Raw genomic sequence first — 14,688 nt, forward strand, 5'->3', positions numbered from 1 at the left:
CCCGCAGGTCTTTCCGGGACGTCTCAGCGGATCACGAAGTCCGATGGCCGCAAGTACGGAGCACGTCCGCGACCCGATGCTTCTGCCATGGACGAGACGAACGCGTTTCTGCACGCGCTGACCACCCGGGAACCGGACGATCCGACGGCCTGTGACGGCTGGCGGGTACGCGATCTCGTGGCGCACATCGTCGCCGGGGCGAAGGAGGAGGCGGAGCTCATCGAGGACGCGCTGCGCGGGGTCCCGGGGCGGCCCACCCGGCCGTTCCCGGAGCGGGAGGCGGCTTATGCGGCGATGCCGTACCCCGAGCTGCTGTCGGCGCTGGCGCTGGAGGGTGTACGGCTGAACGCCGCCGTCCAGGCGCTGGCGGCCGCGGGCGGGACGGTGGAGTTCACCGGCGCGCTCATGACGGGAGCCGATTTCCGCATGCACGGCCGTTCGGAGCTGGCCCTGCATCGCCGGGACCTCGTGGGCGACGACGAGGTCGGCCGGTGCCTGCTCGCGCAGCCCGAGCTGACCGCTCACGCGGTCAAGGTGCTGACGGTGATGAGCACCCTGCAGGAGTCGATCGCCACCCGCGCGGCGAGGGCGGCCGGCGCCCCCGCCGGCTTCGCGTTCCGGATGCGCAGTCCGGGACGCGACGACGTCGTCGTGCGCGTCGCGCCCACGCCGTCACTCCAGACGGCGCCTCCCGGTGACGAACTGCCCGTCGTGCTGTGCTCGGCCGCGGACCGGCTGCTCGCGCTGTGGGGGCGGCGGCCGGCCGGGGAGCTCGACATGTCCCGGAACCCGGACGTCCGCGCCCTGGTGGAGTCCGTGCTCTACCTCTGAGGACCGGCCCGAGGACCGGCCCGGCGACCGGCCGGCCGTCAGGCCGGGGAGGCCCCGCGGGAGCCGTAGGCCGGGCCGAACACGACCAGCAGGGTCAGGTCCTCGGTGACGTCCACGAAGCGGTGCTCCTCGCCCGCCGGGACGAAGATCACCGCACCGGGGCCGACCTCGGCCTCGCCGCTCGTCGTCACGATCCGGGCCCGGCCCGCGGTCACCACGTAGATCTCGTCCTCGGTGTGCGGGCTCTGGTCGTCGACCCCGCCCGCCGGGATGCAGTACGTGCCGACGGAGAGGTCCGGCACCCTGAGGTGCTCGACCCAGTCGTTGGCGGCTCCGGCGGCCGGTCGCGCCCACTGGCCCGCACCCTTGATGATCTCCATGCCGCGACTTTACCGGCAGGCCGGCCGCCGGGGACGTCACCTCGGGATCGTGGTCAGCTCGCGGGACTCCTCCCGTGCCCCGGTCCGGCCCAGGCGGCTGGGCCACCAGGCGCGCGGGCCCAGTTCGCGTACCAGCGCCGGCACCAGCAACGACCGCACCACCAGGGTGTCGAGCAGGACGCCGAAGGCGACGATGAAGGCGATCTGCACGAGGAAGGCCAGGGGGATCACCACCAGCGCGGCGAAGGTGGCGGCGAGCACGACGCCAGCCGAGGTGATCACTCCGCCGGTGGTGACCAGCCCGCGCAGCACGCCCTCCCGGGCCCCGTGGCGCACGGTCTCCTCGCGCACCCGGGACATCAGGAAGATGTTGTAGTCCACCCCCAGCGCGACCAGGAAGACGAAGCCGTACAGCGGCACGGACGCGTCGCTGCCGGTGAAGCCGAACACGTGCGTGAAGACCAGCGCCGAGACGCCGATGGTGGCCAGGAAGTTCAGCGCCACGGTGACCACCAGGAGGACGGGCGTCGTCAGGGAGCGCAGCAGCACGATCAGGACGAGCAGGATGATCGCCAGGACGACCGGGACGATGAGCAGCGTGTCGCTCTTGGAGGTCTCCGTCGTGTCGTAGCGCTGGGCGCTGTACCCGCCGACCATCACGCCGTTCTCGGCGTCGAGTACGGCGCGCAGGCGTTTGATCGTGTCCTGGGCGGCGTCGCCGTCCGGGGCGTCGCTCAGCGTCGCCTCCACCAGTACGAGACCGTCGACGACCCTGGGATCGTCTCCCGGCCGTCCGCTCCGGGTCACCACCGCGGCCTCGGACACGCCCTCGACGCCGCGCGCCGCCTCCTCCACGGCCGCGGCGCGTCCGGCGGGGGCGACGATGACCGCGGGCTGCCCGGAGCCTCCGGGGAAGTGCTCGCTCAGCGTCGCCTGCGCGGACACCGACGGCGCGTCGTTCACGAAGGTCTCGTCCAGCGGCACGCCCGCGGGGTTCAGCTGCGGGGCGAAGAAGGCGAGGGCGGCGAGCGGCAGGGCGGTCGCGATCCAGACCCGGCGCGGGTGGCGGTCGATCAGGGCGGCCACGCGGCCCCAGATCCCGCGGGCGGTGGCCGGGTGCGGCTTCGCCGGCCACAGCGCGGCGCGGCCCAGCAGGACCAGGGCGGCGGGCAGGAAGGTGAGCGCGCTGAGGGCGGCGCACGCGATGCCGATGGCGCCCACCGGGCCCAGGGCGCGGTTGTTGGTCAGGCTGCTGAGCAGCAGCGCGAGCAGGCCCAGGGCCACCGTCGCGGCGCTGGCGACGATCGGCTCGAACGAGCGCCGCAGCGCGACGCGGCCCGCGGCGAAGCGGTCGCCGGTCGTGGCCAGCTCCTCGCGGAAGCGGGCGGTCAGCAGCAGCGCGTAGTCGGTGGCCGCACCGATGACCAGGATGAACAGGATGCCCTGCACCTGGCCGTCGACCCGGACGATGCCGCGGTCGGCCAGGAAGTACACCACGGCGCACGCCAAGCCCAGGGCGAAGACCGCGCCGGTGATGATGATGAGAGGCAGCAGCACGCTCCGGTACACCGCCAGCAGGATGAGCAGCACGGTGATCAGTGCCACGCCGAGCAGCAGGCCGTCGATCCCGGCGAAGGCGTCGGACAGGTCGGCCTGGGTGGCCGCGGGCCCCGCGAGCTGGGCCCGCAGGCCGTCGACAGCCACCGCCGAGCCGATGCGTTCCAGGGTCTCGCCGAGCGCGTCGCCGAGATCGGGCCTGAGCTGGACCACGCCCTGCAGCGCCCGGCCGTCCTCCGACGGGATGGCGGGCGTGGGGGTTCCGACGACGCCCGCCGTACCGCGCAGCGAGGCGAGCACCCCGGTCGCCGCGCCGGTCTGTTCGGATGTGACGTCCCTGCCGTCCGCGGTCCACACCACGATGAGCGGCTGCGCCTCACCCTGCCGGAAGCGTTCCTGCACCTCCAGCACGCGTGTCGACTCCGCGCTGGCGGGCAGGAACGCGGCCTGGTCGTTGGTGGACACCTCCGCGAGCTTGCCGGCGAAGGGGCCCAGCCCTCCGCCGACGGCCAGCCAGACCAGCACCAGCAGCGCCGGAACGAGCCAGCGGACCGGCCGCCGCGTCATGGGACCGCCCATGAGATCACCTCTGTGTCATCCCATATAACTCAATTATTGAGAATCTTAATTATTGAGTTAATGTAGCATGGCGACATGGACGGCGACAGCGGGGGGGACATCGATCTGCAGTCCTTCGGCGTACGGCTGCGCCGGATGAACGCCGAGTTCAACCGCATCGCCCACGACTTCGCCGGCGAGCACGGGCTGCACACCACCGACATCCAGGCACTCGTCAAGATCTTCGACGCGCCGTCGCCCATCACCCCCAGCCGGCTGCGCGAGGAGCTGAACCTCACCTCGGGCGCCGTCACCGCGTGCCTCGACAGGCTGGAGCGGGCCGGGCACATCCGCCGGGTCCGCGACGCGCACGATCGGCGGGTGGTCCACCTGCACTACCTCGACGCGGCGAAGGACCTCGCCGCCGCCTTCTTCCAGCCGCTCGGCCGCGGCACCGACAACGCCCTGCGGCGGTTCAGCCCGGAGGAGTTGCGCATCGTGGCCGCCTTTCTCGATGCGATGAACGAGGAACTGGACGCGTTGCGAGCCGCGCCGGGTTCCCCCTGACCATGCCTTCGAGCGCGCGGGCCGTACGGTTGCGCGCAGGGCCTTCCAGCGTGCGGAGGCCTCCGAACGCGCAGGTCGTTCGAGTGCGTGAGCCGTACGGTCCGCGGGGCGGCGCTCTCAGCGCACCTTCGCGAAGAACGCCCGGACGTCGCCGACCAGCAGGTCCGGGGCCTCCATCGAGAGGAAGTGACCACCCTTGCCGAGCTCGGTCCAGTGCACGATGTCGTGGTCGCGTTCGGCCCAGCGGCGGACGGTGACGTCGTGGGCGGAGACCAGCACGCCGGTCGGCACCGTCCCCCGCTGGGGCGCCCAGCCGCCCGCGTCCCCGCCCGTCTCCTCGCCCCAGCCCGCGCTCTCGCCCGTGCCCGTGCTCCCGCCCGTCTCCTCGCCCCAGCCTGCGCCCTCGCTCCACGCGCCCGCGTCCGCGCTCTCGCTCCACGCGCCGGCGGAGATCTCCTCGTAGTAGATCTGCGCCGCCGATCCGGCCGTGCCGGTCAGCCAGTAGATCGAGACGTCGGTCAGGATGCGGTCGCGGTCGACGCTGTCCTCGGGCAGTCCCTCCTCCGGCTCGGTGAGCTCCTTGAACTTCTCCACGATCCAGGCGAGCTGGCCGACGGGCGAGTCGTGCAGCCCGTACGTCACCGTCTGCGGCCGCTTGGCGTTGCACTGCAGGTAGCCGTCGTTGAAGTCCTGCATCCGCCGCCAGCGCCGCTGCTCGGCCTCCGACAGGCCGTCCATCTCGCCCTCGGCGCCGACGGGGAAGGTGATCATGGCGTTGACGTGGATGCCGACGACGCGCTCCGGGGCCTGCTTGCCGACCTCGGGGGCGACCCACGAACCGGTGTCGTAGCCCTGCACGCCGTACCGCTCGTATCCGAGCAGGTCCATCAGCCGCACGAACAGCCCCGCCATCCTCGCCGCGTTCATGCCCGGCCCGGCCAGCGGGGTGGAGAAGCCGAACCCGGGAAGCGACGGGATCACCAGGTGGAAGGCGGCGGACGGGTCGCCGCCGTGCGCGCGGGGGTCGGACAGCGGGCCGATGACGTCGAGGAAGTCCACCACCCCGCCCGGCCAGCCGTGCAGCAGCAACAGCGGCACGGCGTCCGGCTCGGGCGAGCGTACGTGCAGGAAGTGGATGTTCTGCCCGTCGACGGTCGTGACGTACTGCGGGTGCTCGTTGATCGCGGCCTCGTGCACCCGCCAGTCGTAGCCGGTGCGCCAGTACTCGGCGAGCTCCTTCAGATAGCCCACCGGCACCCCCCGGCTCCAGCCGACGCCCGGCAGCTCGTCGGGCCAGCGGGTGCCGGCCAGCCGGGCCGCCAGGTCGTCGAGCCGGGCCTGCGGGATGTCGATGCGGAAGGGACGGATGCCGTCCTGCGGGGTCGTCATACCCATGACGCTATGAAGCCGTTAGGACAGAGAAAGTCCTAAGGGTTCGGCGATCTCGATGACCGTCCCGGAGTGCCGAATAATCACGCTCATGAGAGATCGGCCGGAGGGTGTGCGCGACAGTGAGCTGGTCTCGGCGCTGGCCGACGGATGGGCGCTTGAAGCCCGGTCTGTGAGCTACCTCCCGGTGGGGGCCGGAAGTCATCACTGGGCCGCCACCGGCGACGACGGACGGACGTGGTTCGTGACGGTCGACGACCTCGGCGGCGAGAACGGCGAGAACGGTGAGGAAAGCGGGGACGGCGAGGGCGGGGTGGAGGAGGCCTTCCGCGGACTCGGGCGGGCGCTGGACACCGCGCTGGCCCTGCGGCGCCGCGCGGGCCTCGCGTTCGTGGTCGCGCCGGTCCCGGCGCGGACGGGGGCGACGGTGTGGCGGCTCGGCCCGCGTCACGCCGTCTCGCTGTTCCCCATGCTGGAGGGACAGTCCGGGCAGTTCGGCGCGCACCGGCAGGAGGACCGGGCCGAGGTGCTCGGACTCCTGGCCGAGCTGCACCGGGCCACCCCGGCCGTCGCGGCCGACGCCCCGCCGGCGGACCTGGCCCTGCCCGGCAGGGAGGGCCTCCGGGAGGCGCTGGACGACCTCGGCCGTCCCTGGACGGGCGGGCCGCTGTCCGAGCCCACCCGGCGCCTGCTGGCCGCCCGCGCCGGCCACGTCGAGCGCCTGCTCGGCGACTTCGACCGGCTCGTCGAGCGGGTACGGCGCGCGGGCGCACCCCCGGTCGTTACCCACGGCGAGCCGCACCCGGGCAACCTGATCAGGAGCGCGACCGGCCTGCACCTCGTCGACTGGGACACCGTACGGCTCGCCCCTCCGGAGCGGGACCTGTGGATGCTCGACGGCGACGACGACCTGCTGACCGGCTACACCCGCGCGACGGGCCGGCCCGTCGACCCGTCGGCCCTGGCCCTCTACCGGCTGTGGTGGGACCTGGCCGACATCGCCGCCTTCGTGGCCGAGCTGCGCGGCCCGCACCGGGTCACTGGGGACATCGAGGCGTCGTGGACCTACCTCGGCGGCTATCTCCGGTGACGCCCGGCCCCCGGGGGCGGAGGCGCGTGGCGGTGAACGCGCCGCGAAGCTTCATGATCATGCGGTGGCCGGTCGGGGAAACGTCCACGCCTTCCGGGAACGCCTGGTCTGCCCGGCTGTTTAGAACTAGAGTTCCCATATGAACCAGGTGCTGCTTCTCGTCGACGTCCAGCGCAACATGCTCCAGCCGCCCGCGCCGGTGCCCGCGGCGCAGGCCGTCTCGGCCACGATCGAGGCGTTGCTGGAGCGCGCCCGCGCGACCAGCGTTCCGGTGATCTTCGTGCGCAACAACGGGGGAGAGGGCGATCCCGACGCTCCGGGGACGCCGGGCTGGGAACTGGTCCACGAGGTGCTGCCCGGCGAGCGCGTGGTCGACAAGGGCACCCCGGACGCCTTCCGCGGCACCGGCCTGGCCTGGCTGCTCCCGCCGACGGCGTCCGTCGTGGTGGCCGGGATGCAGAGCGAGTGGTGCGTGCGGTCGACCTGCCTGGCCGCGCTGGAGCACGGCCACGCCGTCACGCTCGTGCGCGGCGGCCACGCGACCTACGACGACGGCGAACCCGCCGCGGACATCTCCCGGAAGGTTGAGGAGGAGCTGGCCGCGGCGGGGGTCAGGATGGCTGAGCCGTCGGAACCGTTCTGAGCCTCCGCTCCCGGATCACGGGGTGCCGCAGCAGGGCGTTGGCGGCCACCGCGACGCACACCACGCCGAGCAGGAAGCCCCAGCTCACGTCGCTCAGGTGGTGCATGCCGCGATACATCCGGGAGTAGGCGATGGACAGGGGGATCCCCAGCCCGAGCACCCACCACAGCACGTTCAGGATCTTGTAGCGGTGGGTGTGGACGGTCAGCACCAGGGCGACCCCGCAGTAGAAGGCCACCGCCGCGCTGGTGTGCCCGGAGGGGAAGCTGGAGGTGGGCGGCGCGGGGTCCAGGCGCGGCACGGAGGGGCGATCGCGCTCGGCCAGGACGGTCGAGAGCAGGAAGATGATCGACTGGGACCAGACGGCGATCACCAGGAAGATCGACTCGTTCCAGCGCTTGAAGACCAGCCGGAAGACGACCACGAGCACGGCCGTGGCGATGACGATCACCGGTGTGTCCGACAGGCCCGACATCACGTCGGTGAGGTCGGTCCAGAAGGCCGTACGGCTGCCGACCAGCTCCTCGTTGACGCCCCGGTCGCTCGCGCCGATGGTGGTCGTCTCCAGCACCTTGGTGATCAGGAGTCCGACACCGATCGTCAGGATGGCCATGATGGTCAACGGCAGCAGGATCAGACGAGCGGCGCCTTTGAAATCGACCGACATTCTCGACATGGAGCGCGAGCTACCCTAAAAGGAGCCCAAGGAACGTCCATCGCGAAGTATTACGGCGGCCTAGGAGACCTCGGGCTCCACACCATCCTCGTACGGCACAGCCGGCCTGCGGCCCTCGTCGCGGCGCCAGGTCTCGTACCCGGTGGCCGTGGCGGCCACGGTGGCCAGTCCGAGGGCCACCCCCGCGACCACGTCGCTGACCCAGTGCACGCCGAGCGCCACCCGGGTGTAGGCGACGAACACCGTGATGGCCGCGGCGACGACCCAGGCGACCAGGTGGAGGCGCCGGTTCTTCAGGAGGGGCAGCAACAGGAGCACCAGCATGCTCGTCCCCGTCGCCGCCGCCATGGCGTGGCCCGAGGGGAACGACGCGCCCGGCGCCCACGACAGCGGGTCGGGCAGCACGGGACGCGCGCGGTCGACGAGCTCCTTGACCGCCAGATTCAGCAGGCCGCTGACGGTGATCGTGACGACCGACCAGACGGCCAGGCGCCGCCATCCGCGTCTCCACAACCAGAGCGCCGCCAGCACCGCCAGGACACGCCACGTCCACGGCCCGAACACCTCGGTCGCCACCTTGAGGAAGTCCGGATAGCCGGAGACGGAGATCGCGTGCCCGTGGAACAGACGGGCCATGTCCTCGTCGAAGGTGTACAGCGGCGGGAAGGCCGCGAGCACGAGCACCGCCAGCAGCATGAAGGGTACGGAGAACAGCGCGACGGCCAGCGTGGCCAGCGTGAGCCGTACCCCCAGGCGGTGATCTGGATCCTGACGTTGGAGCAACCTGACCATCACCAATGGCTACCCGACACCACGGTTTCATGCGCCCTCCAGGTGACAAATCACCCGGGCCGTGGCTCCGTCCGGTGCGGTGGGCCGGGCGGTCCGGTGCGGCGGACGGGGCTGCCCGGTGCGGTGGGTCAGGCGGCCTGACGCGGTTCGCGGCGCAGGGTCCAGCGCAGCACGTCGCCGTGGCGCCGTTCCGCCTCGGCGAGCGCGGGCTCGCCGGCGTAGGCGTCCAGGACGGCCCGCAGCCGCGGCAGCCGCTCGGTCACGTCGGCCCACGCCTGGCAGGGGTCGCCCGCGCCGAGCTCGATCAACGCGTCCAGGTGGGCGGCGTAGGCGGTCCACCACTGGCGGCTCAGCTCCGCCAGGAAACCGCCGAGCCCGCCGAACTCCCGCTCGATCTCGGGCTGCCACCACGGCGGGACGGTGGTGTGCCCGGTCTCGGCGAGGTCGTGGAGCACGGTGCGCGCCAGCGCGCGGCGGCGGCGGACGACGGCGGAACGCGAAGAGGTGTTCATGCGGGCAGCTTGCCGATCTTCGTTTGCCGTTTGCTTAACGTGGTATTGACGGGCATGAGTGGCATTGTCCGGGTATCTCTTTCGAGAGAATCCCCATGCACCCGGCTCCCTGCCGGAGAATCGCTTGGCGGAGTCACCGGGTCGCACTACGCTCTACTCCAGCCATTCCGCCCTGTGTCCGCGGAGCTGCCTCGCCATGGAGGAAGCCCGTATGACCCACGGTGTCGAATTCACCCATGTGGTGGACCGCACGTTGAACGCCCTAGCCGACGCCCTCGGCGCCGACGGCGCCGCGCTCATGCTCATCGACGACCACGACCGGCCGCGAGCGGTCGGCGGGTCCGACGCCGACGGCCGGCGGCTGGAGCTGGCCCAGGAGCAGGCCGGTGCGGGGCCCGCGTTCGAGAGCCTCAGCCGCGACACGGACATCGTGATCGACGACCTGCGTGCCGCCCGGCCCTCGGGTTTCCCCGGCGTGGCCGAGAAGGCGACCGGCGTGCGTGCCGTTCTGTCCGTACCGCTGCACGCGGACGACAGGGTGATCGGTTCCCTCGACTTCTATGACCGAGTCAGCCACGAATGGCAGCCCGCGAAGGTGCGTGCCGGGAGGCGGCTCGCCGAGCTCATGGTGATGGTCCTCAAGGCGCTCGCCCATAAGTCAACCTTCTCAGGGCAGTCGTAGATCTGAGTCAGTAATAGGGCCGACGCTGTGAAAGGCACCCACGTATGACGCACATTGACCAGGAGGCACTGGTCGCGAGCCTCAGAGGGCTCCAGATGACCGTCCCGGCGACGGGCATCGTCCATCAGCTTGAGCGGGCCGTTGAAGTGGTGGACACCTTGTTCGGGTACTCCGGCGCGGGATTGATGTTCGCGGGGGACAGCAAGGAGTTGCGTTATCTGGTGGCCACCGACGATGCGGGACGCAGTCTTGAAGGCGCCCAGCTCCACGTCGGCCGAGGTCCGTGCATATCCACTTTTGAAAGCGACGCCGCCGTGATGACGACTGACGTGCGCGACGATCCCCGCTGGCCGGAGTTGGCCGAACGGCTCCACCCCGACGTGCGGGCGGTGGCCGGCGTGCCCGTACGGCTCGGCGGCGAGCCGGTGGGCACGCTCAACGTCTACCAGTCGACTCCGTACGAGTGGGACGAGTCGGACATCCAGGCGCTCTACGCCTATGCCAACGTCATCGAGCAGATCCTCACCGCCGCGATAGCGGCCGAGGAGAAGAGCGCCCTGGCCGATCAGCTCCAGTACGCTCTTGACTATCGAGTGGTCATCGAGCGGGCGATCGGCTATCTGATGGGCAAGCACGATCTGACCGCGGCCCAGGCGTTCACCGGTCTGCGCAAGCAGGCCAGGGACAGTCGCAGGAGGGTCGCCGACCTGGCGGCGGAGGTACTCGGTGAGGGAGCGGGCGAGTTGAGGTGATCGTCATCACCTCGCGGGAGACCGGCCGTGGCACCACGGAGATCACAGTCCGGGGGGACCTCGACTCCGTAGCCGCGGTCGAACTGCGGCGCGCTCTGCTCGGAGTCGGTTCGGCCGCGGTCGAGCTCGACCTGTCCCAGGTGGAGTTCCTCGACTGCGCGGGCGCCAGGACGCTGCTGTGGGCCGACGAGCACCTGCGCGCGAGGGAGGGCACGCTCACCGTCGTGCGTCCCTCACGGTTGGTGATGCGGCTGCTGCGGCTGATCGAGTTCGACCAGTACCTGTCGATCGAATGGGCGGTCGGCGCGGGATCCCCGGCTCCGGGGGACTAACCTGACCGGTGATGTATCGATTCGTTTTCACCCAGGTTCTCAGCCGCTTCGATCCCGAGGACGTGCACCACCTGACGGTCCGCGGGCTCCGTCTGCTGTCGGTGACGCCGGTGGTGAAGAAGCTGGTCCACCGCCGCCTCGCCCCGCGCGACCCGGCGTTGCGCGTGCAGGCGTTCGGCGTGCACTTCCCCGGCCCGTTCGGGCTGGCGGCGGGCTTCGACAAGGACGCCGGGTGCGTGGAGGCCATGTCCGCGCTCGGCTTCAGCCACGTCGAGGTGGGCACGATCACCGCCCACGCCCAGCCGGGCAACGCCAGGCCCCGGCTGTTCCGGCTGGCCGGCGACCGGGCGATCATCAACCGGATGGGCTTCAACAACGCCGGCGCCGGCGCCGCGGCCAGGGCCCTGAGCCGGGTCAGGGGCGTCCCGGCGATCGTCGGGGTGAACATCGGCAAGACCAAGGTCGTGCCCGAGTCCGAGGCCGTCCAGGACTACGTGGCCAGCGCCGGGGAGCTGGCGCCGCTGGCCGACTACCTGGTCGTCAACGTCAGCTCGCCCAACACCCCGGGCCTGCGGAACCTCCAGGCGGTGGAGCTGCTGCGCCCGCTGCTCAAGGCGGTCAAGGAGGTGGCCGACGGCACCCCCAAGCGCACCCCGCTGCTCGTCAAGATCGCTCCGGACCTGGCCGACGAGGACGTGGACGCGGTCGCCGACCTGGCCCTCGAACTCGGTCTCGACGGCATCATCGCGACCAACACCACGATCAGCCGCGAAGGCGTGGCCAGCACCGAGACCGGCGGCCTGTCCGGGCGCCCGGTGAAGGCGCGCTCGCTGGAGGTGCTGCGCAGGCTGCGCTCGAGGGTCGGCGACCGGCTCGTGCTCGTCTCCGTCGGCGGGGTCGAGGACGTCGACGACGTCTGGGAGCGCCTGCTGGCCGGGGCCACCCTGGTCCAGGGCTACACCGGCCTGATCTATCACGGCCCCCTGTGGGCCAACCGGATCCACCGGCAGCTCGCCCGCCGCATGCGCCGCCACGGCGTGACAGATCTGCGCGAGATCATCGGCCGCACCGCGAGCTGAGTTATACCCTGGGTGGGTAAGGTGCGGACACTGGAGGTGCCATGAGTGTGACCACGTATACCGTGACCGGCATGACCTGCGGCCACTGCGTGAGCTCGGTCAAGGAGGAGGTCGGCGAGGTCCCCGGCGTCACCGGGGTCGAGGTCGACCTGGAGACGGGCCGCGTCGAGGTGAGCGGCGACTCCCCCGACGACGCGGCCATCCGCGCCGCGATCGCCGAGGCCGGCTACGAAGTCGCCGGCTGACCCGGGACTCACGGTCGCCGGCCGCGTCTGAGGGCGGGTGAGCCGCCGGACGTACGGCTGCGCCCCGGTCACCGCCACCCGCCGACCGGGGCGGGCTCCGTCGCCCCACGCTCCTCGGGCGCTTCCGCCCGCGCGCCGCTACGCCGTACGGTGAGTCAGGTCTGCGGCGGGCCACGCCACGGCGGCGCGGACCGTCACTCCGGGGGAAGTGACGCGGACCCCGGACGGCCGGCGCGGAACAGGGCGAAGGTCTCGGAGAACTGCGAGTGCAGCGGGGCGGGCAGGGCGTCCGGGGTGAACCAGCCGAGCTCGTCGAACTTGTGCGGCTCGCCGATCGCGACCTCGCCGGGGTCGACCCTGACCGCGAAGACCGCGGCGACCCAGTGCGAGGTGACCGGGTCGCCGCGCAGGACGTTGCGCACGCCGATCGTCTCGATCTCCAGAGCCTCGGCGGAGTATTCCTCCCGCACCTCGCGGGCGACGGCCGTCTCGAAGGACTCGCCGTACTCCAGCGCCCCGGCGCCGCAGTCCCAGACCCCCGGCTCGTCCCTGGCCCCGGCGCCGCGCCGGGCCAGCAGGATCCTGCCCCGCCCGTCGTGACAGACGAACACGCACGAGACCGAAGGCGTCCTCGGTCGTGAACCGGTGCCCCCGTCCGGGGACGGGGCGGCGGCCGGAGGCCGGACGGCGTCGGAGGAGCGAGCGCTGTTCATGCCTCGGGAGCGTACTCAGCCCCTCACCGGCTCGACCAGCCGTTTTCCGGCGTGGCCTCCGTACGGGCCGGTGAGGAGGTGGGAGACCGGGACCTCAGATGCCGGGACGTCAGATGCTGGGACGGGTGGAGTCGGCGGCGTGCGTCAGCTCCTCCACGTGCTTCATGCTCTCGACGACCTTGATGACCCCCGCGCGGTGGCGGCGCCATCCGGTCCCGCCGCGCTGCCAGGGGTGCGGCCCGGACGGCGGGCGGTACTCGACGCCGAGCGCGTCCAGCCGCCGCAGGTGCCGTTCCAGCCGGGCGCCGAACGAGGCGTCGGCCGATCCCGCCCAGGCGACCTCCGCCAGCGCGCAGCCCCGGGGCCAGGCCCGGTAGTCGACGGCCCGGCCGTCGGGCAGACGCTCGCTCCACAGCTGGAACTGGGCCCCCAGGACGTGCCGCGCCTCCTGCGCGCCCCAGGTCCCGGGCACCGGCTCGAACTCCGCCACGTCGGTCACCGTGATCGCGTCGCCGATGGCGACGGGCTCGTCGGGCGAGGACGCCTCCGCGTAGTCGAAGTAGAGGGGGAAGATCGGCGTCTGCACCACGTCGTGCCCCGCCCGGGCGGCGCGTTCGGCGACGCCGAGCCCGCGCCACGGCATCACGATCGTGTCGGGGCGCAGCATGCCGCTGACGAACGCCTCGTCCCACACGACCGCCCGGCTGCCCCGCTCGGCCAGCACGTCGGCGAGCCGCCGAAGGAACCAGGCGTGCATCTCGGGCAGGCTCGACAGCCCCAGCTCCTCCAGGTAGGCGACGATCTCCGGCGAGGCTGCCCAGTCGTCGAGCACGCACTCGTCCCCGCCGATGTGGACATACGGCGTCTCGCCGAGGGCCTCCAGCAGTTCGCCGATCACCTCGGCCAGGAAGTCGACCGTCGGCGGGAGAGGGGAGAGGATCGCCGGGGAGATGCCCCAGCGCTCCAGGACGGTGAACGGCTCCGGCCGCCGTCCCCCGGTCGCCCGCGCGTCCAGCTCCGGGTAGGCGGCGAGGATGGCCGAGGCGTGCCCGGGCACGTCGATCTCCGGCACGATCGTCACGGCGCGGGCCCGGGCGTAGGAGGCGATCTCGGTGAGGTCGTCGAGCGTGTAGTAGCCGCCGTGGGGGACGCCGTCGTAGGCCGGCTCCTCGTGGTAGTAAGTCGTGATCGTCTGCGGCCGGTGCGAGGCCACCTCGTGCAGCCGGGGACGGGTCCGGCTCTCGAAGCGCCACCCCTGGTCGTCCACCAGGTGCAGGTGGAGCCGGTTCAGCTTGTGCACGGCCATGAGGTCGATCATCCGCAGCACCTCGCGCTTGGGCAGGAAGTGCCGGGCGACGTCCAGGTGCACGCCCCGCCAGGCGAACCGCGGCGCGTCCTCCACCCGGACGAACGGCACGCTCCCGCCGGCCGGGACGTTGCGGAACGCCGCGTCGGGCAGGAGCTGGCGCAGCGTCTGCCCGGCGTAGAACGCGCCGGCCGGGCCGGCGGCCTCGATCCGCACGCCCCCGGCGGAGACCTCCAGCCGGTATGCCTCCGCGCCCAGCGACGCGTCGTGCCCGACCGCGACCGTCCCTGACACGGCCCCTGACTCGGGCCCCGGACCGGGCCCCGAACCGGATCCGGCGGGCCGCAGGTCCAGCACGGCCAGCGCCAGCCGTACCGCGTCCACCAGCTCGGCGGGACCGGAGATCGGGGTGCCGGGGGAGAGGTCGAGGGATCCGGAACCGGGCTCGGCGGACAGGGGACGGGGGAGCAGGTCGGTCATGGCCCGATCATGCCAAAACGGCCCGGGAACGCCACGCGCGGAGCCCACATGTTGTGCATAGCGGCATGGGTCCGGCCGGATGTCCACAGGCTGTGGACATCCGG

At 71.9% G+C, this 14,688-nt stretch carries 17 protein-coding genes; 9 read left to right on the forward strand and 8 right to left on the reverse strand.

Features of this window, described 5'->3' with window-relative positions; translation table 11 throughout:
- Positions 1-87 precede the first annotated feature (87 nt).
- Entirely contained in the window at positions 88-831 is a 744-nt protein-coding gene (locus Psi01_RS35845) for a maleylpyruvate isomerase N-terminal domain-containing protein (protein WP_204068608.1), read from the forward strand.
- Positions 832-869: 38 nt separating this feature from the next.
- Here Psi01_RS35845 and Psi01_RS35850 read toward each other — a convergent pair whose 3' ends face one another.
- Together Psi01_RS35850 and Psi01_RS35855 are read right to left on the reverse strand one after the other, a co-directional pair.
- Complete coding sequence (locus Psi01_RS35850) at positions 870-1,211, reverse strand: cupin domain-containing protein (RefSeq protein ID WP_204068609.1); 342 nt, start codon at positions 1,209-1,211, stop codon at positions 870-872.
- A gap of 36 nt (positions 1,212-1,247) precedes the next feature.
- Entirely contained in the window at positions 1,248-3,347 is a 2,100-nt protein-coding gene (locus Psi01_RS35855; protein WP_239128273.1) for an MMPL family transporter, read from the reverse strand.
- A 75-nt stretch (positions 3,348-3,422) separates the two neighbouring features.
- On the opposite strand from Psi01_RS35855, the gene Psi01_RS35860 reads away from it, so the two are divergent.
- Positions 3,423-3,893, forward strand: a complete 471-nt coding sequence (locus Psi01_RS35860) for a MarR family winged helix-turn-helix transcriptional regulator (RefSeq protein WP_204068610.1) — start codon at positions 3,423-3,425, stop codon at positions 3,891-3,893.
- A 117-nt stretch (positions 3,894-4,010) separates the two neighbouring features.
- Here Psi01_RS35860 and Psi01_RS35865 read toward each other — a convergent pair whose 3' ends face one another.
- Positions 4,011-5,288: an epoxide hydrolase family protein gene (locus Psi01_RS35865; RefSeq protein WP_204068611.1), complete on the reverse strand. Its 1,278-nt coding sequence runs from the start codon at positions 5,286-5,288 to the stop codon at positions 4,011-4,013.
- Between the two features lie 85 nt (positions 5,289-5,373).
- Between Psi01_RS35865 and Psi01_RS35870 the strand changes: the two genes are divergently transcribed.
- Both Psi01_RS35870 and Psi01_RS35875 read left to right on the forward strand, forming a co-directional pair.
- On the forward strand, positions 5,374-6,372 hold the full coding sequence (locus Psi01_RS35870) for a phosphotransferase (RefSeq protein ID WP_239128275.1): 999 nt from the start codon (positions 5,374-5,376) through the stop codon (positions 6,370-6,372).
- A 139-nt stretch (positions 6,373-6,511) separates the two neighbouring features.
- Positions 6,512-7,015, forward strand: coding sequence for an isochorismatase family protein (locus Psi01_RS35875; protein WP_204068612.1), 504 nt, complete (start codon positions 6,512-6,514; stop codon positions 7,013-7,015).
- On the opposite strand, the gene Psi01_RS35880 is transcribed toward Psi01_RS35875, so the two are convergent.
- The 3 genes from Psi01_RS35880 to Psi01_RS35890 all read right to left on the reverse strand — a co-directional run bounded on the left by Psi01_RS35880 (position 6,984) and on the right by Psi01_RS35890 (position 8,995).
- Complete coding sequence (locus Psi01_RS35880) at positions 6,984-7,628, reverse strand: phosphatase PAP2 family protein (protein WP_239128283.1); 645 nt, start codon at positions 7,626-7,628, stop codon at positions 6,984-6,986. The two genes, Psi01_RS35875 and Psi01_RS35880, sit on opposite strands and share 32 nt — an antisense overlap.
- Positions 7,629-7,751: 123 nt before the next feature.
- Complete coding sequence (locus Psi01_RS35885; RefSeq protein ID WP_204068614.1) at positions 7,752-8,483, reverse strand: phosphatase PAP2 family protein; 732 nt, start codon at positions 8,481-8,483, stop codon at positions 7,752-7,754.
- A 128-nt stretch (positions 8,484-8,611) separates the two neighbouring features.
- A complete protein-coding gene (locus Psi01_RS35890) occupies positions 8,612-8,995 on the reverse strand; it encodes a hypothetical protein (protein ID WP_204068615.1) in 384 nt (127 codons plus the stop codon).
- Positions 8,996-9,206: 211 nt separating this feature from the next.
- Here Psi01_RS35890 and Psi01_RS35895 point away from each other — a divergent pair, with 211 nt between their 5' ends.
- From Psi01_RS35895 to Psi01_RS35915, 5 genes are read left to right on the forward strand one after another with little or no spacing between them, the layout of a single operon-like run.
- Complete coding sequence (locus Psi01_RS35895) at positions 9,207-9,677, forward strand: GAF domain-containing protein (protein ID WP_204068616.1); 471 nt, start codon at positions 9,207-9,209, stop codon at positions 9,675-9,677.
- A gap of 44 nt (positions 9,678-9,721) precedes the next feature.
- The gene (locus tag Psi01_RS35900) at positions 9,722-10,429 is read left to right on the forward strand and encodes a GAF and ANTAR domain-containing protein (protein ID WP_204068617.1); all 708 of its coding nucleotides are present in this window, start codon (positions 9,722-9,724) and stop codon (positions 10,427-10,429) included.
- Entirely contained in the window at positions 10,426-10,761 is a 336-nt protein-coding gene (locus Psi01_RS35905) for an STAS domain-containing protein (protein WP_204068618.1), read from the forward strand. The genes Psi01_RS35900 and Psi01_RS35905 overlap by 4 nt, the downstream gene beginning before the upstream one ends.
- Before the next feature lie 11 nt (positions 10,762-10,772).
- Entirely contained in the window at positions 10,773-11,840 is a 1,068-nt protein-coding gene (locus tag Psi01_RS35910) for a quinone-dependent dihydroorotate dehydrogenase (protein WP_204068619.1), read from the forward strand.
- A gap of 41 nt (positions 11,841-11,881) precedes the next feature.
- Positions 11,882-12,085 (forward strand): heavy-metal-associated domain-containing protein, encoded by a 204-nt coding sequence (locus Psi01_RS35915; RefSeq protein ID WP_204068620.1) that lies wholly within the window; start codon positions 11,882-11,884, stop codon positions 12,083-12,085.
- A 194-nt stretch (positions 12,086-12,279) separates the two neighbouring features.
- Here the strand turns inward: Psi01_RS35915 and Psi01_RS35920 are convergent, their stop codons facing one another.
- Entirely contained in the window at positions 12,280-12,798 is a 519-nt protein-coding gene (locus Psi01_RS35920; protein WP_204068621.1) for an NUDIX hydrolase, read from the reverse strand.
- A gap of 109 nt (positions 12,799-12,907) precedes the next feature.
- A complete protein-coding gene (locus Psi01_RS35925; RefSeq protein WP_204068622.1) occupies positions 12,908-14,584 on the reverse strand; it encodes a beta-N-acetylhexosaminidase in 1,677 nt (558 codons plus the stop codon).
- Positions 14,585-14,688: the final 104 nt, after the last annotated feature.

The sequence above is a fragment of the Paraplanobispora siamensis genome (assembly GCF_016863175.1).
Lineage (GTDB): Bacteria > Actinomycetota > Actinomycetes > Streptosporangiales > Streptosporangiaceae > Planobispora > Planobispora siamensis.

Bases quoted from the DNA above. Each gene is read 5' to 3' on its own strand.
- Psi01_RS35845 (WP_204068608.1), top strand. From the start codon at position 88: ATGGACGAGACGAACGCGTTTCTGCACGCGCTGACCACCCGGGAACCG.
- Psi01_RS35850 (WP_204068609.1), bottom strand. From the start codon at position 1,211: ATGGAGATCATCAAGGGTGCGGGCCAGTGGGCGCGACCGGCCGCCGGA.
- Psi01_RS35855 (WP_239128273.1), bottom strand. From the start codon at position 3,347: ATGGGCGGTCCCATGACGCGGCGGCCGGTCCGCTGGCTCGTTCCGGCG.
- Psi01_RS35860 (WP_204068610.1), top strand. From the start codon at position 3,423: ATGGACGGCGACAGCGGGGGGGACATCGATCTGCAGTCCTTCGGCGTA.
- Psi01_RS35865 (WP_204068611.1), bottom strand. From the start codon at position 5,288: ATGGGTATGACGACCCCGCAGGACGGCATCCGTCCCTTCCGCATCGAC.
- Psi01_RS35870 (WP_239128275.1), top strand. From the start codon at position 5,374: ATGAGAGATCGGCCGGAGGGTGTGCGCGACAGTGAGCTGGTCTCGGCG.
- Psi01_RS35875 (WP_204068612.1), top strand. From the start codon at position 6,512: ATGAACCAGGTGCTGCTTCTCGTCGACGTCCAGCGCAACATGCTCCAG.
- Psi01_RS35880 (WP_239128283.1), bottom strand. From the start codon at position 7,628: ATGGCCATCCTGACGATCGGTGTCGGACTCCTGATCACCAAGGTGCTG.
- Psi01_RS35885 (WP_204068614.1), bottom strand. From the start codon at position 8,483: ATGGTCAGGTTGCTCCAACGTCAGGATCCAGATCACCGCCTGGGGGTA.
- Psi01_RS35890 (WP_204068615.1), bottom strand. From the start codon at position 8,995: ATGAACACCTCTTCGCGTTCCGCCGTCGTCCGCCGCCGCCGCGCGCTG.
- Psi01_RS35895 (WP_204068616.1), top strand. From the start codon at position 9,207: ATGACCCACGGTGTCGAATTCACCCATGTGGTGGACCGCACGTTGAAC.
- Psi01_RS35900 (WP_204068617.1), top strand. From the start codon at position 9,722: ATGACGCACATTGACCAGGAGGCACTGGTCGCGAGCCTCAGAGGGCTC.
- Psi01_RS35910 (WP_204068619.1), top strand. From the start codon at position 10,773: ATGTATCGATTCGTTTTCACCCAGGTTCTCAGCCGCTTCGATCCCGAG.
- Psi01_RS35915 (WP_204068620.1), top strand. From the start codon at position 11,882: ATGAGTGTGACCACGTATACCGTGACCGGCATGACCTGCGGCCACTGC.
- Psi01_RS35920 (WP_204068621.1), bottom strand. From the start codon at position 12,798: ATGAACAGCGCTCGCTCCTCCGACGCCGTCCGGCCTCCGGCCGCCGCC.
- Psi01_RS35925 (WP_204068622.1), bottom strand. From the start codon at position 14,584: ATGACCGACCTGCTCCCCCGTCCCCTGTCCGCCGAGCCCGGTTCCGGA.